Source organism: Streptomyces platensis, from assembly GCF_008704855.1.
GTDB lineage: Bacteria > Actinomycetota > Actinomycetes > Streptomycetales > Streptomycetaceae > Streptomyces > Streptomyces platensis.
Map to the genome: position 1 here is coordinate 6,344,168 of NZ_CP023691.1, position 22,562 is coordinate 6,366,729.

The 22,562-nt window shown below is 70.5% G+C and carries 16 protein-coding genes; 13 read left to right on the forward strand and 3 right to left on the reverse strand.

All coding sequences use genetic code 11. The features are described from left to right. The first annotated feature begins 34 nt into the window (after positions 1-34). The 5 genes from rbfA to CP981_RS28235 all read left to right on the forward strand — a co-directional run bounded on the left by rbfA (position 35) and on the right by CP981_RS28235 (position 7,935). The gene (gene rbfA, locus CP981_RS28215) at positions 35-490 is read left to right on the forward strand and encodes a 30S ribosome-binding factor RbfA (RefSeq protein WP_085927366.1); all 456 of its coding nucleotides are present in this window, start codon (positions 35-37) and stop codon (positions 488-490) included. Beyond that, a complete protein-coding gene (truB, locus tag CP981_RS28220; protein WP_085927367.1) occupies positions 487-1,416 on the forward strand; it encodes a tRNA pseudouridine(55) synthase TruB in 930 nt (309 codons plus the stop codon). The genes rbfA and truB overlap by 4 nt, the downstream gene beginning before the upstream one ends. 312 nt (positions 1,417-1,728) lie before the next feature. Then, positions 1,729-5,811 carry a hypothetical protein gene (locus CP981_RS28225; RefSeq protein ID WP_085927368.1) on the forward strand — a complete coding sequence of 1,361 codons (4,083 nt, stop codon included), beginning with the start codon at positions 1,729-1,731 and terminating at the stop codon, positions 5,809-5,811. 195 nt (positions 5,812-6,006) lie between these two features. Next, a complete protein-coding gene (locus CP981_RS28230; RefSeq protein WP_085927369.1) occupies positions 6,007-6,954 on the forward strand; it encodes a bifunctional riboflavin kinase/FAD synthetase in 948 nt (315 codons plus the stop codon). Positions 6,955-7,095: 141 nt separating this feature from the next. Further along, a complete protein-coding gene (locus CP981_RS28235; protein WP_085927370.1) occupies positions 7,096-7,935 on the forward strand; it encodes an alpha/beta fold hydrolase in 840 nt (279 codons plus the stop codon). 209 nt (positions 7,936-8,144) lie between these two features. Here the strand turns inward: CP981_RS28235 and CP981_RS28240 are convergent, their stop codons facing one another. The 3 genes from CP981_RS28240 to eccE all read right to left on the reverse strand — a co-directional run bounded on the left by CP981_RS28240 (position 8,145) and on the right by eccE (position 13,314). After that, positions 8,145-10,913: an SCO5717 family growth-regulating ATPase gene (locus CP981_RS28240; protein ID WP_085927371.1), complete on the reverse strand. Its 2,769-nt coding sequence runs from the start codon at positions 10,911-10,913 to the stop codon at positions 8,145-8,147. Positions 10,914-11,245: 332 nt separating this feature from the next. Beyond that, the gene (locus CP981_RS28245; RefSeq protein ID WP_085927372.1) at positions 11,246-12,088 is read right to left on the reverse strand and encodes a hypothetical protein; all 843 of its coding nucleotides are present in this window, start codon (positions 12,086-12,088) and stop codon (positions 11,246-11,248) included. Beyond that, positions 12,088-13,314: a type VII secretion protein EccE gene (gene eccE / locus CP981_RS28250; RefSeq protein ID WP_085927373.1), complete on the reverse strand. Its 1,227-nt coding sequence runs from the start codon at positions 13,312-13,314 to the stop codon at positions 12,088-12,090. The genes CP981_RS28245 and eccE overlap by 1 nt, the downstream gene beginning before the upstream one ends. Positions 13,315-13,658: 344 nt before the next feature. Between eccE and CP981_RS28255 the strand changes: the two genes are divergently transcribed. From CP981_RS28255 to CP981_RS28290, 8 genes are all read left to right on the forward strand, one after another. After that, positions 13,659-15,254 (forward strand): type VII secretion protein EccB, encoded by a 1,596-nt coding sequence (locus CP981_RS28255; RefSeq protein WP_085927374.1) that lies wholly within the window; start codon positions 13,659-13,661, stop codon positions 15,252-15,254. Positions 15,255-15,618: 364 nt separating this feature from the next. Beyond that, on the forward strand, positions 15,619-15,942 hold the full coding sequence (locus CP981_RS28260; RefSeq protein WP_085927375.1) for a WXG100 family type VII secretion target: 324 nt from the start codon (positions 15,619-15,621) through the stop codon (positions 15,940-15,942). A 124-nt stretch (positions 15,943-16,066) separates the two neighbouring features. Continuing rightward, positions 16,067-16,360: a WXG100 family type VII secretion target gene (locus CP981_RS28265; protein ID WP_018093366.1), complete on the forward strand. Its 294-nt coding sequence runs from the start codon at positions 16,067-16,069 to the stop codon at positions 16,358-16,360. A 318-nt stretch (positions 16,361-16,678) separates the two neighbouring features. Next, entirely contained in the window at positions 16,679-17,833 is a 1,155-nt protein-coding gene (gene mycP, locus CP981_RS28270; RefSeq protein WP_244329813.1) for a type VII secretion-associated serine protease mycosin, read from the forward strand. After that, on the forward strand, positions 17,826-18,131 hold the full coding sequence (locus CP981_RS28275) for a hypothetical protein (RefSeq protein WP_085927377.1): 306 nt from the start codon (positions 17,826-17,828) through the stop codon (positions 18,129-18,131). Before mycP ends, CP981_RS28275 begins: the two co-directional genes overlap by 8 nt. Positions 18,132-18,174: 43 nt before the next feature. After that, positions 18,175-19,698, forward strand: a complete 1,524-nt coding sequence (locus CP981_RS39260; RefSeq protein WP_143659020.1) for a WXG100 family type VII secretion target — start codon at positions 18,175-18,177, stop codon at positions 19,696-19,698. An 88-nt stretch (positions 19,699-19,786) separates the two neighbouring features. Then, on the forward strand, positions 19,787-21,085 hold the full coding sequence (locus CP981_RS28285) for a S8 family peptidase (protein WP_085927379.1): 1,299 nt from the start codon (positions 19,787-19,789) through the stop codon (positions 21,083-21,085). Between the two features lie 74 nt (positions 21,086-21,159). Further along, positions 21,160-22,485 (forward strand): S8 family serine peptidase, encoded by a 1,326-nt coding sequence (locus CP981_RS28290; RefSeq protein ID WP_244329814.1) that lies wholly within the window; start codon positions 21,160-21,162, stop codon positions 22,483-22,485. Positions 22,486-22,562 lie beyond the last annotated feature (77 nt).

Consider the following 22,562-nt stretch of genomic DNA (forward strand, 5'->3'; position numbering starts at 1 on the left):
AGCACAATTGTGGAAGAAAGAAGGAGACGGACCAGTGGCCGACAATGCGCGGGCGAAGAAGCTGGCGGACCTCATCCGGGAGGTGGTCGCCCAGAAGCTGCAGCGCGGTATCAAGGACCCGCGGCTCGGCACGCATGTGACCATCACGGACACCCGGGTCACCGGCGACCTGCGGGAGGCTACGGTCTTCTACACGGTCTACGGGGACGACGAGGACCGCGCCAGCGCCGCCGCCGGACTGGAGAGCGCCAAGGGCATCCTGCGCTCCGCGGTCGGTGCGGCGGCCGGTACGAAGTTCACGCCGACCCTGGCGTTCGTGGCGGACGCCCTGCCGGAGAACGCCAAGACCATCGAGGACCTGCTCGACAAGGCACGGGCCTCGGACGCCCAGGTGCGCGAGGTCTCCTCGGGCGCGCAGTACGCCGGTGAGGCCGATCCGTACCGCAAGCCGGGCGAGGACGAGGACGACGAGGGCACCGCGGCAGAATGAAGCGTGAGAGCAACCAGCCGGGCGGTCTTGTCATCGTCGACAAGCCGTCCGGCTTCACTTCGCACGACGTGGTGGCGAAGATGCGCGGTATGGCGCGTACCCGCAGGGTCGGGCACGCCGGCACGCTCGACCCGATGGCCACCGGCGTCCTCGTCCTGGGCCTGGAGCGGGCCACCAAGCTGCTGGGCCATCTCGCGCTGACGGAGAAGGAGTACGTCGGCACGATCCGGCTCGGCCAGACGACCGTCACCGATGACGCCGAGGGCGAGATCACCGAGTCGAAGCCGGCGCACGGCCTCGCCCGCGAGGACATCGACGCGGGCGTCGCCGAGCTGTCCGGCGCGATCATGCAGGTGCCGTCCAAGGTCAGCGCCATCAAGATCAACGGCAAGCGCTCGTACTCGCGGGTCCGCGACGGCGAGGACGTGGAGATCCCGGCCCGCCCGGTGACCGTCTCCTCGTTCGTGGTGCACTCCGCGCACGAGGCCGAGGCCGAGGACGGCACCCCGGTGACCGACCTGCTGGTCTCCGTCGAGTGCTCGTCCGGTACGTACATCCGCGCGCTGGCCCGCGATCTGGGGGCCGGGCTCGGCGTCGGCGGCCATCTGACCGCGCTGCGCCGCACCCGCGTCGGCCCGTACAAGCTGGACCGGGCGCGCACGCTCGACCAGCTCCAGGCGGCGGTGGACGACGCCGAGGGCGAGGGCCTGCCGGTCATGCCGCTCGGCGACGCGGCCGCCGCGGCGTTCACCCGCTGGGATGTCGCCGAACCGCAGGTACGGCTGCTGCTCAACGGCGCGCGGATCCCGATGCCGCGCTTCGAGGGCGACGGGCCGGTCGCGGCTTTCGGGCCGGACGGCACGTTCCTGGCACTGGTGGAGAACCAGGGCGGGAAGGCCAAGAGCCTGGCGGTGTTCGCCCTCTAGGGGCGGGCTCAGGGCCTGGTACCGGGGCCGGGTCCGGGCGTGGAGACACGCTCCGGACCCGGCCTTCCGCGTGTCCGGATAGGGGGCACCGGCCGCCACCCGGCGGCGGCGCGGGGCCGCCCGCACCGGCGCCGGCCGTGCGCCACCCGCCGCCCACCCCCTCCGCTCCGACAGGTTCCGGCCATTCACTCATTCGGTGAGGCGCTCGAAGTGAATCAAGGAGTGGACGGGGGCGCGTTGGCCGGCTGCTCTCCCGCGGCGATCACCGCCTGCTTACCGTGCGGAGAACGGGACAGGGCGAGAGGACCGACGATGGCGTTGCTGGATGCCGATGCGGACGCGGCACTGGTGCGGATCCGCGATCTGGCAGGTCGGACGCGGGGCACGGGCTTCCTCGCGGACCACGACGGCACCGTGGTCACCAGCCACGAAGCGGTGGAGGGTGCGGCACAGCTGGTGCTGCAACCCATGGCGGACGGCGCGGGCGGGGGTGCGGCCGGGGGCGGCGGATGGACCTGCCTGGTGGCGGGCGAGGCGATCACGCCCCTTCCGGAGGCCGGGCTCGCCCTCGTACGGACCGACAGCTTCGGGCCGCACCGGCTCGCGCCGCTGCCCCTCGCCATGCGCCGGCCGGCCCCGGACACCCGCGCCCGTCTCTGGGCGGGCGGCTGGCTGGACGGCACGGTCGTCGGGCCCGGCTCCGGGGTGATGTACACCGCCGCCGCGCGCGTCCATCTGCTCGACGAAACGCTGGAACTCGGCCTCTGCGCGGGCGGCCGGGAGGCGCTGCGGCTGGGCGGTCCCGCGATCGGCGGGCCGGTGCTGGACGCCCGTACGGGCGTGGTCCTCGCGGTCCTCGGCACCGCGCTGCACCCCCAGGCACCCGGCGGTTTCCGGAAGGGGCAGGCCCCCGGGCGCCGGGCGGGCGGCTTCGCCATTCCGCTGCGCGCGGCCGCCGAGGCCGCGCCACGGGGCCCGCTCGCCGCGCTGCTGGAGCGCAACGCGCGGACGGTCCCGGCCTACGGCAGCGAGCTGAATCCGGCCGGTGCGCGGCATCTCGCCGAAGTGGCGCTGGGCTCCGCCACGCGGCCACGACTGTGGCGCGAACCGGTCGAACGGCCCGACGTGGCAGCGGAGTTCACCCGTTTCGAGGCGGACGGCGGGGCGGCGGGCGCACGGGTGCTGGGCCTGGTGGGGGAGCCCGGGACCGGGCGGAGCACCGAGCTCGCCGGACTGGCCGCCCGCCGCGCGCAGGGCCCCGCGCCCGCCCCGACCGTCTGGCTGCGCGGTGCGGCGCTGCGGCCCGGCGACGACGGCGTCCGCAGCGCGGTCGAGCGCGCGCTGCGCTCCGCGGGCCGGACCGTCGCCGGTGCGGACCGTACGGCCGGTGACCCGGCGGACACCACGGCGCAGGGCGTGGCCCACGCGGCGGCCGCGGCCGGAAGTCCGTTGCTCGTACTGCTCGACGGGCCGGAGGAGATGCCGACGGGCCTGCTGCGGCGGCTGGCCGAGTGGACCGGGGCGACGGCCGACTGGCTGGGGACGGCCGGGGTGCGGCTGGTGATCGCCTGCCGCCCCGAGTACTGGGAGCGGGCCGGTGCGCTCTTCCCGCCCGGCCTGCTGCACCGGCCGCACCGCCCGGTGCCCGCGCTGCCCGCCTGTGTGGAGCTCGGCGACCTCCCCCAGGAGGCCGCGGAGCGCGCCCGCGCCCGCTACGGCCTGCCGTCCGGCGCACCCGCCGCCCCGGACGCCCGCCATCCGCTGGCCCTGCGGCTGCTCGCGGAGGTCCGGGCGGCGCTCCCCAAGGGGGACGAGGCCGGGCGGGACGGCGGCATCGGCTCGCCGGACCGCCACCAGATCTTCGACGCCTACCTGGACCTGGTGTGCCTGCGCATCGCCGTACGGATCGCGGCCGCGCACCGGCCCGCACTGCGCGGCACCGCCGTCCGCCGGCTGGCGGCCCAGGTCGCCGGCCAGGTGCACGAGGCGGCCCGCCGCTGCCTCGGCCCCGGCCCCGGAGCGCTGGACCGTACGTCCTTCGAGGAGGTCTTCCCCCGGGCGGCCGGCTGGGCCTCCGCGGTGCTCACCGAGGGCCTGCTGGTCCCGGCAGGCAGCGGATACCGCTTCGTGCACGAGGAGTTCGGGGAGTGGCTCCAGGGGGCCCATGTCGATCTCGATCTGCTGCCCGTCCCCGGACACCGCGTGGGGCCGGTCGTCCAGGCGCTGCTGCGGCTCGCCGGGCGCGAGGGCTCGGTACAACTGACGTTCCGGCTGGCGGAGTTGGTGCCGATGGCCACCGCCCCCGCCGCCGGAACACCGCCCCCGCACGCCGTGGACGGCCGCTGGTGGGCCGCGCGGGTGCTGTCCGGGGTGCTGCTCCGGGTCCCCGATGCGAGGCCGTACACGGGCGTGCTGCGGCTGCTCGCCGACCGGATCACCGAACGGTCCCTCCGGACGGGCGGTTTCGCGCACACCGGGCTGGAGACCTTCGGCCCATGGTTCTGGGAGCGGCTGGCGCTGGCGGACGAGGACCGGATGGACCTGCTGCGCCGTCTTCTGCCGGCGGACGGGCCGCCGGCCGGGGCGGGGCGGGTGTCGGGTGGGGGAGAGCGAGGCGGGGCGGAGCGGGGTGGCCCGGGGGACGAGGCGGATCGTGCGCCGGTCGGGCCGCCGCGGCCGCGGGGGCGGTTGTCGGCGTCCGTGTCCGACGCGGCGGCTGGTGCTGCTTCTGTCGCCACGTCCGTCGCCGCGTCCGCTTCCGTCGCGTCGACCGGGTCGTGGGCGTCCGGCCTGGCCTCGTCCGGCAGGTCTTCGTCCGACTCGCCGTCGCCCGGCCGGACGTCAGGCGATCTGCTGCCGTCCGTCGACGGGCCGGCCCCCGGCCTGCCGTCTGACGACGTGCCGCCCCCCGGCCGCGCCTTCGCCCCGCCCCCGCGGGTACGCGTGCACCCCGCCGACGACACGTCCGCCGGCCGATGGGACGGCGAGACCCCGCCCGGCCGGACGCACCCGACCGGAGCCCCCCGCCCCGCCTCCGGGACGGGCACCGGCGACGGGTCGCCCGAGAGTGCTGTCGGCGCGGCCGAGGCCGGTGCGCCGCGCTCGTCGCGCTTTCTCGACGCCGCGGCCGAGCTGCTGTGCGCGGACCCGGAGCGGATCCAGCCGCTGCTGTGCGCCTGGTTCGACGACGCCCGGCCGCTTCAGCGCCTCGGGGGCGAGGAGGGCGACCACTCGGCCCGCCGCGCGCTGCCCCCTCAGATCACCGTGGCCTCCGCCGCGCAGGCCCTGCTGCACACCCACCGCCGGCCGGCGCTCGACGCGCTCACGGACGCGCTGGTGCAGGCCGCGCACCCCAAGGGCGACGAGCTGATGGACGCGCTCGCCGAGGACGAGCCGGCGGCGGTGTGCCGGGCCGTGGACCGCTGGGCCCACGACGCCCGCCCCGAGCGCCGGGCCGCCGCCGCGTCCTACGGTCTGCGGGCCGCCCCGTACGTCACCGCCGCGGCCGACCGCGCGCTGCTGCGCTACGCCGCCCTCTGCCTGCTCGCCCGCACCGCGGACAGTGCCCACCACGGCTCCGCGCTCGCCCTGCTCGTCGGCGACCCGGCCACCCGGGACCGTTTCCTGGACCGGGCGCTGGCCCGCTTCGTGGCGGGGGATCCGCAGCTGCCGCCCACGGCGTTCCGGGCCGCCCTCACCGACCACCCCGGGCCGGTGCTGGACGCCTTCCGGGCCCGGCTGGTCGGCGGCGCCGGTCCGCCGGTGGCCGCCGGGCTGCTGCGGATGCTCGCCCGCACCGAGGACCCGGTGCTCGCCGGCCGCATCGACGGCCTGGTACGCGACTGTGCCCGGCACTGCCCGGACCGGGCCGCGCAGCCGGTCGCGGAGTTCGTCGAGTGCCGCCTGGAGCGCGGACCCGCCGCCCGCGCGGCGCTCCGCCCGCTCGCCGCCGAGCTGCTGACCGGATACCCGGTACCGGTCCGGTGCGCGCTCGCGGCGGTGGTGGCCGAGGCCGGCTCCGGCGACTCGGCACCATTGCGCCGCGAGCTGCTGGAGGTGCTGCTGACGCAGGAGGCCTCGTACGCGGCGCCGCACGGGGGGTACGAGGAGACCGGCCCGGATACCCGGGTGCTGGAGGCGCTGCTACAGACGGCCGCCGAGGGAGCGGAGCGGCGGCCGGCCGAGCGCACCCGGGAGCTGGTGCACCGCACCGGGACGCTGCTGGTCCGTACGCCGGAGGGGGCGGCCCGCTTCGACAGGCGGCTGGTGGAGCTGGGGCGGCGGGTGCCCGGTTTCGCCCGGCGGGTGCAGGACTGGGTGGCGGACGAGCCGGGGGAGTGGGCGGCGGTAGTGGGCCCCGGGGCGCGGGCCACGCTCGCCGGATGCCACAGCTGACGGGCGGGTGAAGCGGGCCGGACATGTGCTCCGGACCGTGTGGAGGCCCCGCCTCGGGCCCGCGCTCCCGGCGGTGGACGGCTGCGCTGAGCCACCCTTCGCGTGGAGCACCACCCGCGGCATGGCAGTCTTAGACCTGCGCCATGCCGACGTGGCGCAATGGACGGACAAGGGTTCGGGCGAGGAGCGGGCACAGTGCAGCGCTGGCGTGGCTTGGAGGACATCCCCGAGGGCTGGGGGCGCAGCGTCGTCACCATCGGCTCGTACGACGGAGTGCACCGCGGCCACCAACTGATCATTGGCAAGGCCGTCGCGCGCGCCCGTGAGCTGGGGATTCCCGCCGTGGTCGTCACCTTCGACCCGCACCCGAGCGAAGTCGTACGGCCCGGTACCCATCCGCCGCTGCTGGCGCCGCACCACCGGCGCGCGGAGCTGATGGCCGGGCTGGGGGTGGACGCGGTGCTGATCCTCCCGTTCACCAAGGAGTTCTCGAAGCTGTCCCCGGCCGACTTCGTGGTCAAGGTGCTGGTCGACAAGCTGCACGCCCAGGTCGTCGTCGAGGGCCCCAACTTCCGCTTCGGGCACAAGGCGACCGGCAACGTCGAGACCCTGGCCGAGCTCGGGATCACCTACGACTACACCGTCGAGGTCATCGACCTCTACGAGCGCGGTGCGGCGGGCGGCGGCGAGCCGTTCTCCTCCACGCTCACCCGCCGGCTGGTGGCCGAGGGCGAGGTGGCCGGTGCGATGGAGGTCCTCGGACGGCCGCACCGCGTCGAGGGCGTCGTCGTACGCGGTGCCCAGCGCGGCCGCGAACTGGGCTTCCCCACGGCCAATGTGGAGACCCTGCCGCACACCGCGATCCCGGCCGACGGTGTCTACGCGGGCCTGCTCCAGGTGGAGGGCGAGGCGATGCCGGCGGCCATCTCGGTCGGCACCAACCCGCAGTTCGACGGCAAGACCCGCACCGTCGAGGCCTACGCCATCGACCGCGTCGGCCTGGACCTGTACGGCCTGCACGTCGGCGTGGACTTCCTCGCCTACATCCGCGGCCAGGAAAAGTTCGACACCCTCGACGCCCTGCTGGAGCGGATGGCGATCGACGTGAAGCTGGCACGGGGGCTGATCGCGGCGGCGGGGTGAGGGGCGCGGTCTCTCGACTCCCTGCTTCCCCGGCCGTCCCGTGCCCATGCGACGAGGAGCGGTCCCGGAGGGCGGCCATCGTCCTGGGCGGCCCGTCCGGCACCGCCCGGCTGTTCGGCTCCATGGAGGGGGACTTTCGTCATGACCACGATCTACCGGTCCGAGGCCGGTGCGGGGGAGATCCTGCGGCGCTACCGGGACGCGCTGCGCACCTGGCCGGTACCGGCCGAGGAGCTGCGGGTGCCGACCCGCGAGGGCGAGACCTTCGTCCTGGCCTCCGGCCCCCGGGACGCGCCGCCCGTGCTGCTGCTGCACGGCTCGGGAGCGAACGCCACGATGTGGCAGGACGACATCACCTCCTGGGCGCGGCACTTCCGCACCTACGCCGTCGACCTCGTCGGCGAGCCGGGCCTGAGCGCGCCGTCCCGCCCGCCGTTGGCCTCCGACGCCTGTGCGCTGTGGCTGGACGATGTGCTGGAGGGGCTGGGGATCACGAGCGCCTCGATGGTCGCGGCCTCCCTCGGCGGCTGGACGGCGCTGGACTACGCCACCCGCCGGCCCGAGCGGGTGACGCGCCTGGCCCTGCTGTGCCCCGGCGGCCTGGGGAGGCAGAAGGTGGGCTGGCTGGTCAAGGCTCTGCCGCTGCGCCTCTTCGGGCGCCGTGGGATACGCCGGTCGGCAGGAATCGTGGCGGGTCTGGAGCTGCCTGAGCAGCGGCACGTCCTCGACCAAGTGGCGCTGATCTTCACGCACTTCAAGCCGCGTACGGAGCGGCTGCCCGTCTTCTCCGACGGCGCGTTGGGCCGTCTGACGATGCCCGTGCAGGTGACCGTCGGTGGCCGCGATGTCCTCTTCGACTCCGAAGGCACCGCCCGGCGCATCCGGCACGGTGTCCCGCACGCGAACGTGCACCTCCTGCCCGAGGCCGGCCACGCGATCCTCGGGCAGACCGCTTCGGTCCTGGCGTTCCTCCGCGGCTGACCTGTCGCGGCAGCTCGTCCGGGGGCTCGTCCGCGGCGGGGTGGCCGGTAGTCTCCCGGCGCCCTGGAAGCACCACCCTCCCCAACTCGACTGATTCCGCCCGGAGTTAGGCCGGGAGGAGTTCACTCGTCCGGGGGATGACGTGATACGGGGCGGGGCCCGGTACCTCTCAGGTACCGGGCCCCGCCCCGTATTGCGCTACGCCCGCCTTACTGCGGAGGCGGCTGCTGCTGCCACCCGGGCGCCAGGCCGGGCCCGTCCGGCTGCGGTGCGTCCGGAGCGGGCTGTTGCTGCTGCCAGTGGGCCGGCGGCTGGCCCTGCTGCGGCTGCTGGGTCCAGCCACCCTGCTGCGGCGGGTAGCCGGCCGGCGGCTGGCCCTGTTGCGGCTGCTGCGGCTGGCCCTGCTGGGCGTACTGCTGTTGCTGCTGTGCGTACGGGTCGCCGCCCATCTGCTGCTGGGCGTACGGATCCCCGCCCATCTGCTGCTGGGGGTACATGCCCTGTGCCTGCTGCGCCCGCGCGAAGTCCTCGGCCACCAGGGCGGAGAGGTTGAAGTACGCCTCGCGGGTCTTGGGCCGCATCATGTCGAGGTCGACCTCGGCACCGGCGGCGAGATGCTCGTCGAAGGGGACGACCACGACGCCGCGGCAACGGGTCTCGAAGTGCGACACGATGTCATCGATCTTGATCATCTTGCCGGTCTCGCGGACACCCGAGATGACCGTGATACCGCGCTGCACCAGGTCGGCGTAGCCGTGCGCGGACAGCCAGTCCAGAGTGGTGCTCGCGCTGCTGGCACCGTCCACGGACGGGGTGGAGATGATGATCAACTGGTCGGCGAGATCGAGGACTCCGCGCATCGCGCTGTAGAGGAGACCGGTTCCCGAGTCGGTGAGGATGACCGGGTACTGCTTGCCGAGGACATCGATCGCCCGCCGGTAGTCGTCGTCGTTGAAGGTCGTCGAGACGGCCGGGTCGACGTCGTTGGCGAGGATCTCCAGGCCCGAGGGGGCCTGTGAGGTGAACCGGCGGATGTCCATGTAGCTGTGCAGATGCGGGATCGCCTGCACCAGGTCACGGATGGTCGCACCGGTCTCCCGGCGCACCCGTCGGCCGAGCGTGCCGGCGTCCGGGTTGGCGTCGATCGCCAGGATCTTGTCCTGCCGCTCGGAGGCGAGGGTGGAGCCGAGGGCCGTGGTGGTCGTGGTCTTGCCGACGCCGCCCTTGAGGCTGATCACCGCGATCCGGTAACAGGACATCACCGGCGTACGGATCAGCTCCAGCTTGCGCTGCCGCTCCGCCTCTTCCTTCTTCGCGCCCAGCTTGAACTTGGACGGCTGGGCATTGGCGCCCGGCTTGCGCTTCTTGGGCTGGTTGCGCAGCAGCCGGTCGGAGGTCAGCTCGACAGCGGCGCTGTAGCCGAGCGGTGCGCCGGGGGCGGCCCGCTGCTGCGGCTGCTGCTGGCCCGGCTGTGAGTACGACGCGTAGTTGGCCGCGGCGTTCGGGTCGCCGGCCTGCTGACCGGGCAGCGGCTGGTACTGCGCCTGCTGGGGCTGGGCCTGGGCTTGTTGGGCCTGGGCCTGTTGTGCTTGCTGGGCCTGTTGTGCCTGCGCTGCCTGGGCCTGCTGCGCCTGTTGTGCCTGCTGGGCTTGTTGGGCCTGCGCCGCCTGTGCCTGAGCGGCCTGCGCCTGTGCTGCTTGCTGGGCGGCGTGCTGCTGGGCGTAACCGGCCTGCGCCTGGCCCTGCTGCGGGTAGCCCTGCGCACCGGTCTGCGGATAGCCGTAAGCCGACTGCTGCGCGGCCGCGTGCTGCTGCTGGGCCTGCTGGGGGTAGCCGTACGCGGGCTGCGGATAGCCGTACGCGGGCTGTTGCTGCTGCGCGGGCGCGCCCTGCTGCTGTTGCGGGTAGCCGGCCTGCTGGGCGTGCTGCCCCTGGGGGTACCCGGCCTGCGGCTGCTGGGCCTGCGGCTGCCCCGCCTGCTGGGCGTGCGGCTGCGGCTGCGCCTGCGGTTGCTGCTGGGCCGGTGCGTGCTGCTGGGCCTGCTGCGGCTGTTGCTGAGCGGCCTGGGCCTGGGCCTGTGCCGTCCGCGGGTCCGCGGGCTGGTACTCGGCCGGCAGCGGCGGCAGCCCGCCCTGTCCGGGCACACCCTGCTGCTGACCGTCCGCCGCGGCACCCCAGGGAGCGCCCTGCTGCGGCCCTCCTTGCTGCGGAACACCCTGCTGGGGGGCCTGGTGCGGAGCCGCCTGCGGGGGCATCGCCTGGTGCGGAGCCGCCTGCTGCGGAAGGCCCTGCTGCGGCACACCCTGTACGGGCATGCCCTGCTGGGGCACGCCCTGGTGCGGCTGCTGGGCCGGTGCGGGCTGCGCCTCGGGCATGGCCGCCTCGGGGGCGGGCGGTGCGGGCACCGCCGCTTCAGGGGCCGGGGCACTCTCCTCGACGGGGGCGGGCACGGCCGGGGTCTCCGTCTGCGGCGCCGCGCCGGTGGACGTGACCTCGGGCTCGGACGCGTGCGTCGCCTCCGGCTCGGTGTCCTCGTCGTCGTCCCAGAGCGAGGCCGACGGGTCGGTGCCCGTACCCGCGCGCCGATTGCCGGTGCCGGCACCCTCGTTCGCGGCCGGTGCGGGCTCCGAGGGAGCCTCCGGCGCGTCCGGAGGAGTGGCGGCGACCGGGGCGTCATGGCCCGTTTCCTGGGGGCGCAGCGTCGGGAAACCGGGCGGCGCGGCCTCCGCGGGCCCGGGGAGCGGCTGGCCCAGAGGCTGTCCGACGGGGGGCTGGGCCCCGGCGGTCGGAGTGGCGGGCGAAGACGCAGGAGGAGCCGCCGACGAGGCGCCGGCACTCGCGCCGCCACCACTGGTGTCGTTGCTCGCGTACCAGGCCGGTGCGGCGAAATCGATCTTGAACTCACCGGTCAGGTCGAACTCGGACTGGTCGTCGTCAGGATCGTTTCCGTCCGGACGGAAAGCCTCCTGCTCGTTCACTGTGCCTCCTGGTGTACTGCAACGCACCTGAACGGCAGGACCGGATACAGGCGGATCGATCGGATGTAGCGGAAGTCGGAACACACCACCCGGGGTTGCGCCAACACTAGCTGTCTCCATCCCCGTATCGAGTGCCGTCGTGCTGTGCTCCTGCGGCTCTCCCATACAGCCTAATCAAGAGTCGGCTCATAACGGCAGTCGATGTCATGTCGTCTTCATACCCTTCGCACGCTTACGGGCGCACCCGTGGATGCGCCCGTAGGTCGTGCCCCGTGGCCGGTTGCGGACGCGGTGCGCACAGCGCTCCGCGGGCGACCGGCCCGGAATGACGGTCAGTCCATCCGGCGCGGCCCGCCGAGCAGGTTGGTCTCCGCCTCTGTCGGCTGCGTCATGACGAACTGGTGGCCCTCGCGCGAGCACCACAGCATGGCGTTGTCGCTGAGCGTCGGCAGCACCGCGCCGACCTGCTCCGGCAGCCGCATGATTCGCGTCACAACCTCCGCCTCCTCGGGCGAAAGCCGCTGGAGACCGACCAGATCGGCGCGGCTGAGCATCTGCGGCGACCGCGGCCCGAGGAACGGCAGCACGGTCAGCACCGACTGCCAGGGGCTCGGGGCGAGCTGATTGCGCGGCGGGCGTGCGCCCATGTCCCGTACGACCAGCACCGGGCTGGAAACCGACGGCCCCTGGGGTGCGATCTGGCGCACGTCATGGACCGACACGCACTGCTGTCCGCCGCCCGCGGCCTGCGCCATCTGGCCCCAGGCCGGCGGCCGCGCGGTCTCGACCGCGACCCGGGCGCCGACGGCGACCGTACGCAGCGCCAGCACCTGCGCCATCCACATGCTGCCGACCAGCGCGATCTCCATCGGCGCGGGCCGCAGCAGGCTCAGCACGGCGGGCTGGTTCTGTGGGTCGATGCCGATGATCACGCCGTCGTCGCCGACCGGCAAGGTCAGCGAGGCGAGCGATTCGGCCGTCAGTACATGGGGGCTGCGCCGCGGACCGCGCAGGCCGTAACCGGGCCTCGGCTTCGGACCGGTCGGCCCCGACTGGTCCTCGTCCGGGCGCGGCTGGTGCGAGAGCCGGTGGCCGCCGTCGCTGCCGCCGAGCGGGGGGTTGCGCCAGCCGTTGCCGCTGGTGTTGACACGGGGCTGATAGGTGGGAGAGGCCATCAGCGGGTACCTCCGAGGGGGAGCGTGGCCAGCAGGCCGGGCAGCTGTTCCCGGTCGAGCCGGACGAGGCCGACCTTCACGGAACCGGAACGGCGCTCCAACTCGCTCTGAGCGGAGGTGAGTTCGTTCTCGCTGCGGGTGGAAAGGCGGACGTAGCCCGAGATGGCCGGGGCGCGGCCGCTGCCGTGAGTGGCGGTCAGCGCGAAGGTGCTGGCCATCGCCCTGGTGCTGGTCAGCAGCTGGGTGATGGCCGCCAACGGGGCACCGCCCTGGCCCAGTTGGGGCCACCGGCCGATCCAGTACGTGGAGTGCCAGCGGTCGTCGCAGCGCATCGCCCGCGTCGTCTCCTGGGTGCGGCGGGCGGCTCGTCCGTCACGCCCCATCGCACCGTTGGCGGCCCGCGGGCTGACGCACACCGCGGTGCCGATCGCGGCCACCACCTCGCGCTCGGCGAGCACCCTGGCACGCACCCCGTGCGCGGTCAGCCGGCTGACGAGCTGGTCGGCGGCGCGCAGCAGGGAACGCTTGGCGCCCTCCATCCCGCCGCCGCGGGCATCGATCGCCTCCGAGCACAGCTCGGGGTCGAGCTTGAGCGCGATCCATGTCAACTGGAGTGCGGGCGTCTGCGCCTGGGCCTGGAGCGGTGCGTACGAGCGGGCCGCGACGGCCTGTTCGGGCAGATGCGGGGCCGGGGCGGGCTGGGTGTACTGGACGAACTGCACCGACTCCAGGTGGATGTCCTCGATGTCGAGCGCGGTGTGCAGCACCTCGAGCGGCAGCATGTGGCTGCCGCGCTCGGGGCGCAGCGGCTCGTCACGGGCGTCCACCTGCACGAGGGCGGTCAGGAACGTACCGTCACCGACGAACCCGATGGCGCGCTGGTCCGACTCGGTCGTGAACTCATAGGTGCGCAGCGCCGGTTCGCACTCCACCACCGGGGCGATCGCCGGGTCGACGCCCTGGGTGGCCGCGAGCGCGGAGATGCTCTCCTTGCCGCGGCGCTTCATGGCACGCACGGTGGTGATCCATTCCGGCAGCGGAATCCTTCGCCGCCGGCCGAGCGCGAAAATGACCAGAACTGCCGCGATCACAATGGCCGCGGTCAGTGCGGCCGGGTGGATCGACCAGCCCACCAGTACCAGGGCCGCGGCGAGTTCGATGATGGCCAGCTGCTGAACCCGGACTCCGCCGATGGTTCCGGCCTGTTGGCGCAGCCGCGGTGCCACCGGACCTGCCGGGCGGGCCGCGGAACGCCGGCCGCCATTTTCTCTGTTGCCCGGAGCTGTGCCGTTTTGGCCAGCATTTCCCGCGTATTGCGGTGCAGCGGAAGGCTGTTGCTGCTGTTGCCGCCCGTTGCGGCGTCGAGCCCTGGTGGCGCTGGACATCCCCCGGCCTGCTCCTCTACTGGTGGTGTGGCCTCTAGGCGTATCGGCCGCCGCTGAGACTGGTGCGTTGGAAGGTGGCACCCGTACCGTACGGGTCGATCGACACACGGCATAGTAGAGGGCGCTACGGCGTGAGTGCCGGGGGCGGTCGATGTGGATCCGACAGGCGGGGAGAGAAAGCAACAATGGCATCACGTCGGGACGAGCTGAATGCGTATTCGTTCGCTCGAAAGCGCACGAATGCGGCATTTCTGAAGCCGCTGCCGAACGGTTCGATCGAGAGTGCTCCCAGGCCCCTGAAGGCGGTGGTGCCGAGCATCATGATGGGGGTCGTGATGCTTGTGGGATTCGGTGCCTGTGGCATTCTCAAGCCTGTTGCCCCGCAAGGCTGGGACGAGGTCGGAAAGAATGTCATCGTCGGGGACAAATCCACCACACGTTATATCGTCCTGAAGCAGGGCAAGCAGAAACTGCTGCACCCGATCCTCAACCTCGCCTCCGCCCGGCTGCTCATCGACCCGAATTTCAAGGTCGTGAAGGTCAAGGAAGAAGAGCTGGACGGAAAGATCCCGCACGGACCGGCCATCGGTATTCCCTACGCCCCCGACCGGCTGCCCACCACAGAGGACGCCGACGCGCCCAAGACCTGGGCGGTGTGCAACCGTCCCGGCAGCGGCCTCAACAGCAAGCCCCAGCAGTCCGTGTTCATCCTGGGCGGCAAGGACAAGCAGGCCGTCGAGGGCAAGGGCAAACTCGGCCCGAGCCAGGCGCTGTTCGTCGAGGACCCGCAGCACAAGAAGTGGCTGGTCGACAGCGAGGGCAAGGCCTTCGAGTTCAACGGGGGGAGTGAAGCGGTCAACGACACCCTGCGCCGCATCATCTTCCGCTCCGCCAAGCCCCAGCCGGTGTCACAGGACTTCATGGACACCCTGCTCGTGCTCCCGCGCCAGCTCGGCATCAGCATGCCCGCGGTCGCCGGGGCGGGGGGCCAGACCAGCGACCCGAAGGTCCCGGCGCGGGCCAGGACCGTCGGTTCGATCCTCCAGGACAGCAGCGGTCAGAAGTACGTCGTGGAGCAGGACGGCGTGGAGCAGGTGACGGACTTCGTGGCGAACCTCCTGGAGGAGGGTGCGAACGCCGAGAAGCTGCACAGTGACGGTTCGCGGATCAAGCCCGTACAGATCGCCGTGAACAGCATCGACCCGAAGCGGGACGCCTCTGACAACCTGTCGTTCTTCATGGGGAATTTCGGCACGTTCCCCTCCCCGTGGCCCACCGAGAGCCTCTCGGTGGCCAACGAATTCGAGCACGGCTCCCAGACCGGCGGGCTGACCCGTCCCACCCGGAACGGCGTCTCGTGCAGCGTCTACAACGGCAAGAACAACAAGCTGCCGGGCGGCGAGGAGAAGCAGCTCGGATACAAGAACGGCGTGCCGGACATGCAGACCTGGGTCGGCAGCGACTACCCGGTCAAGATTGCCACCGGAGCCAACTCATACGTCACCCCCGGCAGCGGTCTGCTCTACACGGAGGTGCGCACCTCCGCGGCGACGAGCGGCAGCCAGTTCCTGGTCACCGACACCGGACTGCGCTATCCGCTGCCGAGGAACAACGACAGCGAAAGCAAGGCCGGCAAGGCCGATGACGAACAGGACAAGGCGAAGGTCCACCTCGGCTACGAGGGCACCCATCCGCCGCTGATCATGAAGGCCTGGTCCGAACTTCTCTCCACCGGACCGTCGCTGGACATTCAGAGCGCCAAGAAGCCGCAGTCGTCCTGATATGAGCGAAGGCCGTACCGAGCCCCGGAAAGGGACCTTCGGTGCGGCCTTCGGCGTACCCCGGATTCCGCCACCGCGGATTTCCGCGCCGGATCACGACAGCCTTCTCGGGGAGATCTTCACCGGGCCGAGCCTGTTGGCGAATGACCGATAGCGGCACATCTGTCCGTTTCCCGTGAACGACGTTTCGCTGACGGCCAGTTGGCATTGTTGTGATCCCGTCACAACAGTCCTCCCCCCTGTTGGGGAGACCCATATCGAGTGGTTAAAGTAGCCAAAGGCGTCAGCAGGAGATGCCTGCCGCGCGAGCGCCTGTGGCTGCCCGGTGCGGTACGACGTACGAGTCTCATGGGGGACGTTGACTATGGCTGGTCAGCAGTACACAACCACCGAGGAGGAGATGGTCGCGTTCAGCGGCAAGATCTCCTCGGTCAACCAGTCGATCCAGGGCGAGATCTCGCGCCTGAACACGGTCGTCGACACCATCACGTCTGGGTGGAAGGGTGCTGCGGCCTCCTCGTACAACCAGCTCCAGTCCAAGGTGAACGAGGACGCCAACCGTCTCAACCAGCTTCTGGGTGAGATCAAGGAAGCGATCGACGAGACCACCAAGAACTACTCCGCCTCCGAAGAGGAGCAGGCGCAGTCGATCTCGCACATCTCCGCCTCGGCTTCCCCGTTCGGATGATGGGGCCGCGCCGCTGACCGCGGCGCAACGGCCCAGCCGCCGCAGCCCGGGCCCGCCGGTCAATACCGCCGGCCCGCTGTGGTGTGCGAATCGACCAGGCATCACCTACTCCTGAGGAGACACCATGTCAGGCCAGATCCTCGTTAATTTCGCGACGATCTCGCAGGCCAGTTCCGACGTGCGCGGTACGGCCAACAACATCCGCCAGCAGCTCGACGACCTCGAGGCGGGCGTCAAGAAGATCGCCGCCAGCTGGGAAGGTGCGGCGCAGGAGGGCTACCAGGCCCGCCAGCGCGAGTGGGACCAGCGCGCTGCCTCCCTGCACTCGACGCTTGAGGCCATCGCCAAGGCGCTGGACCAGGCCGCTCAGAACTACCAGGCCACTGAGCACAAGAACTCCGGTATCTGGGGCGGCTGACCTCCGGTCAGTCGAGCCGGAGACGGCCAGACCTGAGCAGCCCGGCTGCTCGCACAGTGGTCCATGAGGGCGAGCGCGCTGCATCAGTGCGCTCGCCCTTCTGCCGTCCACCACTCCTTCACCCCTCCGCCTCCGTCTTCTCACCCTTCGTTCCTGCCCAATTCGCCACACATGGAGAGCAGAAAGCCCGTGGGATCTCGCGCCATTGGTCACCGAACCGGGCACCGTCGCCGAGCGGCGGGTGCGCTGGTCACGGCGGCGTGCATCGTCGGCCTGTCGAGCCTCGCCGTTGTCCCGGCGGCCGCGGACGACCCGAACGTGCCGCTCAACAGTGGTGAGTGCAAGTTCGGGACCAACGACATCAAAGAGACTCCCTGGTCGCTCCAGCGCCTCCTCACCAATCAGATGTGGGCCGACACCCACGGGGAGGGCGTCCGGGTCGCCGTCATCGACACCGGCATCGACGCGGGCAACTCGCAGATCAAGCCCAACATCGAAGGCGCCGGCAAGAAGTTCGTCGCCGGTGGCGGCAAGCCGACCGTCGATCAGGTCGGCCACGGCACCAAGGTCGCCGGCATCATCGCCGCCCGCCCGAAGCTGGGTTCGGGTTTCTACGGAATCGCCCCCAAGGCGAAGGTCATCCCGCTGCAGCAGACCAGCGAGGAGAAGGCCGGCACCGCCGACAGCCTCGCCGCCGCCATCGACTATGCGGTCCGGCTGAAGGTCAACATCATCAATATCTCCCAGGGCACGGACGCCGGCCCGGGAAAGCTGGGCCCCCTCAGGGCAGCGATCCAGCGGGCCGCCGCACAGAACGTCCTGATCGTCGCATCGGCCGGAAACGACGGCGCGAGCGGTAAGGAAAAGAACATGTACCCCGCCGCTTTCCAGCAGTTCGACAATGTGCTGTCCGTTGCCGCCTCGGACCGCAACAACGAGCGCGCCCCCTTCTCCCAGCCGGGAGCCTGGGTCGACATCGCCGCGCCGGGCGTGAACATGGTCTCCACCGTCCCCGACGGCGGTAACTGCGTCGACCAGGGCACCAGCTTCGCCGCACCCTATGCCGCGGGCGCCGCGGCCCTCCTCATCGCGAAGCATCTGCACGACAGCCCGGCCTGGACTCCGCAGCAGGTCATCTGGCACCTGGAGAAGACCGCGGAGCGCGTGCGCCCGAAGGCGGACCACAACATCGGCTGGGGCGTCGTCGACCCGGTCGCCGCCCTCAACGACGACACCAGGCCCACCGCCTCACCCCAGCCGGACAAGCCCTCCAACGCGGCTGACGGCTCCAACATCCAGCCGGCCGCCGTCACCATCGGAGAATCCACCGAGGAACGGCGCGCCCGCATCTCCATCTACATCGTCGGCGGCGGGCTTTTGGCTGTTGCCGCGGTTGTCGGCTCCTCGATCGCCCTTCGCGACTGGCGCCGCAAGAACGGACTGACATCTCACGGGGAGGCCAGTAATGGCTAAGGAATATCGCGTTGACCTGGATGCCTTGGACGAGGTGGTCAGGAAGCTCAACGGCGTACTGAAGGACATGAACGGGACGAAGGGTAAGGCCGGCAGTGGCACTTTCCTGCCGTCAAGTTCTTTGGGCAAGAAGTACGTTGAGCACGAAATGCTGCACAAGGCTCACGCGGACATGAAGGCGTTCATCGAGGACGAGATCGTCGGAAAGATCGAGAAATTGGTCGAGGACTTTGGGCAGAAGTCCAAGAAGACGAAGGAAGCCTACGACGACGCCGAGCACGAGAACAATATCCACTGACGGTGGTTGGCTGATCGCCGACTGAAGAAAAGGGGGCCCACAGGTGGGTGAAGGCAAGAGCGGCGTGCCTGAGGAGAGGTACGAGAGCTTTCGGCATGTAACGGACTTCAACCAGAGCAACTTCAATGGCCTGAAGGACATGCTCGACGGTGCTAAGCCCGAAGTTCTTTACTCTGTCGCTCAGCACTGGCAGGACGTTGCCGACGACCTGGAGACTCACAAGACGAGTTTCTCCAAGGCCGTGGACAAGGTGATGGAACACTGGCAGGGCGAGTCCGCTGAACGCTTCCGCAAGAGGGCTCAGCAGATCATCGCGAACTTCGAGGCCGGCAAACCTTGGTGCACTCACACGGCGAAGGTCATGGATGCATCGGCCGAAGCTCTTCAGACGGCCATCGACAAGGTCAGGACGAAGAGCGAAAGCTGGGATTTCGGCGATCTGAATGACTGGGGGTGGTCGATCTCCGACGATGAGCTGGACGAAGCCCTCAAGAGGGGCGATAGCGCCTCGGGTCTCCTGGAGGCGAACAAGGACGATTTGGACGATGAACAGACGCTCCGGCTTGAGTCGACGATCGCCATGGAGCAGCTGGGCTCGTCGTTCGTAAGGGCCTCGAAGGCGCTCAAGGCGCCGGCGCCAGGGAGTACTGGCCGCGACGACAAGATCCCCGACCACCAACAGGATCCGTCAAACGATCCAGGCGCCATTAACACCCCGATGATTCCGACGGGTGGTGGATCGAAGGGTGGCGGGGGTGGACTCAAGCTCCCCAAGCGGGGCGCGAACCCCGGTAGCACCCCCAAGATGCCCAGCCCCCCGAGTTTGAAGGATCCGGGTGTCAGCGGTGGTCTGGGCGAACTGAAGCCTAAGGGGCCCAGTGTGGGGACTGGCCTTGACGGCCTCCACGGTGGACCCAGCGGGGGCCTCAAAGCCCCCAGTGGCGGCCCCGGTGGCGGCGGTCTCCACGCGCCCACCGGCGGTGGCCCCGGCGGTGGGCCTGGCTTGTCCGGAATGCCGGGCGGCATGCCTGGGGTTGGTGGCCTCAAGAGTGGTGGCCCCGGCGGTCTCAAGGGCGGTGGCCCTAGCGGTCTCAAGGGCGGCGGTGGCCCCGGCGGTCTCAAGAGTGGTGGCCCTGGCGGTCTCAAGGGCGGCACACCCGGGACCACCCCGGGCGGTTCCCCCGCGGGCGGCCGTGCCGGCATGCCCGGCATGGCCGGCGCACATGGCGGTGGCGCAGGGAAGGGCGGCGGTGGCGGGGGCGTCAGCGCCGGCGGTGCCCAAGCGCGGCAGAAGGGCGGAATCATCGGGTCGCCCGGTGGTAAAGCCAGCAGCGGCGGAGCCCAGGGTGGGGCCGGCCTGCACCGCAGCCGAGGGGGAACCGCATCCGGGGCCGGGGCCAATTCGGGTAGCGGACGTCGCCCGGCAGGCATGATGGGCGGCATGCATGGTGCGTCCGGTGGCCGGGGCGAGGGCGGCGGGAACGACGCGAACCGTCCTGACTACCTTGTGGAAGACGAGGAGACCTGGACGCCGAAGCATAATGTGGCTCCCCCGGTCATCGAGTAGGAACGGCCGGGCAAGCAAACGGCAGACCTGCTTGGGGCCCGCAGCTCTCGGGCTGCGGGCCCCAGCTCTGTGAGGAAGGTGTTATGGCATGAGCTTCACGCGGACACTGCGTGCGGTGGGCGGCGCGGTGGTGGCGGGGGCACTGCTCTTCGGCACCGCGCCGGTTGCTTCGGCAGACCAAATCAGGCATGAGCAGTGGCCTTTGAGGTCCTTCGGAGTTGACGACATCTGGAAGGTGTCAACCGGCAAGGGCGTCACCGTCGCGGTCATCGACGACCCCGTAGACGGAAGTCACCCCGACCTCAAGGGGAATGTGCTTCCTGGCAAGAGTTTCCTCGATGGCGGAACGGCAGACCGCCCGGATGGGAAGAATGAGCATGGCACCGCCATGGCTTCGCTCATCGCTGGGCACGGGCATGGGCCTGGTGGCGGTGACGGTGTTAAGGGGCTGGCGCCTGATGCCAAGATCCTTCCCGTGGGAATTGACCTTCGTGACAAGGAGGAGTCCTACGCGGAACCGTTGAGGTATGCCGTGGACCACGGCGCGAAGGTCGTCAACATGTCGTTCGAGGACTTCGGGGATACGTCACCTGCTGAAAAGGCCGCTGTTGACTATGCCCGGAGGCATGACGTCCTGCTAGTTGCGGCATCTGGAAACTCTGGCTCCAGCACTCCTCGTCTTCCTTCTTCGGTACCGGGGGTTCTCGCTGTCGGAGCGATGGACATTGACCTCAAGGTCTGGAAGTTCTCTAACTACGGCTCTCATATCAAGCTGCTGGGTCCAGGGCTTCATATCCGGTCGGCGGGAGTTGAGACTCCCTATCGCTTGGCGAATGGCACGTCAGACTCCACAGCGTACGTTTCCGCCGCCGCTGCCCTCGTCCGCGCCAAGTTCCCTCACCTCACCGCAGGCCAGGTTGCCAACCGTCTGGTGAAGACCGCTGTTCTGCCGGACAGCATGAAGGGCAAGAAGCTTCCCGACCGCCACTACGGTTACGGCATCGTCAATCCCTGGCAGGCGCTCATCAAGAAGATGCCCAAGGGATCTGAGAACGGGCCGTTGCCTGCGCTCAAGGACGGTTCGTCCAACGCATCCAGCAAGGACGCTCAGCAGGCAGCCGAGAGCGACAAGGGCATGAGTACGGGCGTCATCATCGGCATTGTCGGTGGTGTGGTCGGCCTCCTCGTCGTCGTGCTGATCGTTGTGCTGGTGGTCAAGAAGAAGAGCGGGCGTAATGGTCCGCCTCCGGGTGGCCCCGGTGGGTACGGCGGACCGGGCGGCCCCGGTGGGTTTGTGCCGCATCCGCCGCACCCGGGTCATCAGCAGCAGCCGAGCGCGCCCGGGGCGTATCCGTCGGCGCCGCCCACGCAGCCGCCCGGGCGGTAACCCCGAACTGTTTCATCAAAGGTGTGGCCCGCAGCTTTCGAACTGCGGGCCGCAGCCTGTTGAGGAGAGGTGTTATGGGTTATGGCATGCGCTTCGCGCGGACGCTGCGTGCCGTGGGTGGCCTCGCGGCCGCAGGAGCGCTGCTCTTCACCGCCGCGCCGAGTGCTTCGGCGGACTACATCCGGGACGGGCAGTGGGCGCTTGACGCCTTCAATGCGCAGAAGGTGTGGAAAGAGTCGAGCGGTAAGAACGTCACCGTGGCGGTCATTGACTCCGGGGTGAACGGGGAGCACGTCGACCTCAAGGGCAATGTGCTTCCGGGGAAGAGCTTTGCCGACGGGGGTGGTACGGCAGATCACGAAACCGGTGATGATCACGGAACGGCCATGGCTGCCTTGATCGCGGGGCATGGGCACGGTCCCCGCCACGGCGACGGCATCATGGGTCTGGCGCCAGATGCGAAGATCCTTCCGATCAAGAGGAATGAATCGATGGGGGGAGACGCGAACAATATCGACGGTCCCCTTCGATACGCGGTTGATCACGGCGCCAAGGTCATCAACATGTCCTTCGCGGGGCCTTACGCACTGACGGAGAACGAAAAGAGTGCCATCAGCTATGCCGTGAAGAAGGACGTGCTGCTGGTTGCCGGTTCCGGTAACGACGGCACCAATAAGCCTTCGTATCCAGCGGCGGCGCCCGGTGTGCTGGCGGTCGGCGCGGTCGCCGAGGGCGGCGAGGTCCTGGGCGAGTCCAACTACGGCGCCCACATTCGTTTGATCGCTCCCGGCGAGAAGATCTATTCCGCTGGTACCTCCATGAAGTACCGGCAGGCCACCGGAACCTCTGACGCAACGGCTTATGTATCGGCCGCCGCAGCCCTTGTGCGTTCGAAGTTCCCGGAGCTCACCGCGGGGCAGGTCGCGCATCGGCTCACGAAGACGGCGATCACTCCCGAGGGCAAGACGGGTATCTCGTCCCCTGACCCCAAGTACGGCTACGGAGTGATTCGCCCGTACCGGGCCCTCTCGGAGAACATCCCTGCCGGGGCGAAGAACGGGCCGCTCACCATGCCGAAGGAGACGGAGACTTCTGCCGGGGCAGGTGCGGACGCACCAGGGAGCGAGGCTCAGGGGGGTGTGAGCGATGCGGCGGGCAGCCTGAGCCCCCTCGCCGTCGCCGGGATCGTTCTCGGCGTGGTGGTCGTGCTGGGGATTGTTGTCGGTGTGGTCGTTGCCACCAACAAGCGCCGCAACGGTCCGCCTGCTGGCGGCACCGGCTTCGGTGGTCCGGGTGGCGGTGCCGGCGTTCCGCCTCAGCATCAGTACGGGTTCTACCAGCAGCCGGGGAACCCCGGTGCGTACCCGTCGGCACCTCCCACCCGGCCTCCGGGGCAGTGAGAGCGAGGGGACGGGATCGGGCCCACAGCCGAGGAGGCTGTGGGCCCGATTTCTGGTATGGCCGTCGTCGGATGCCG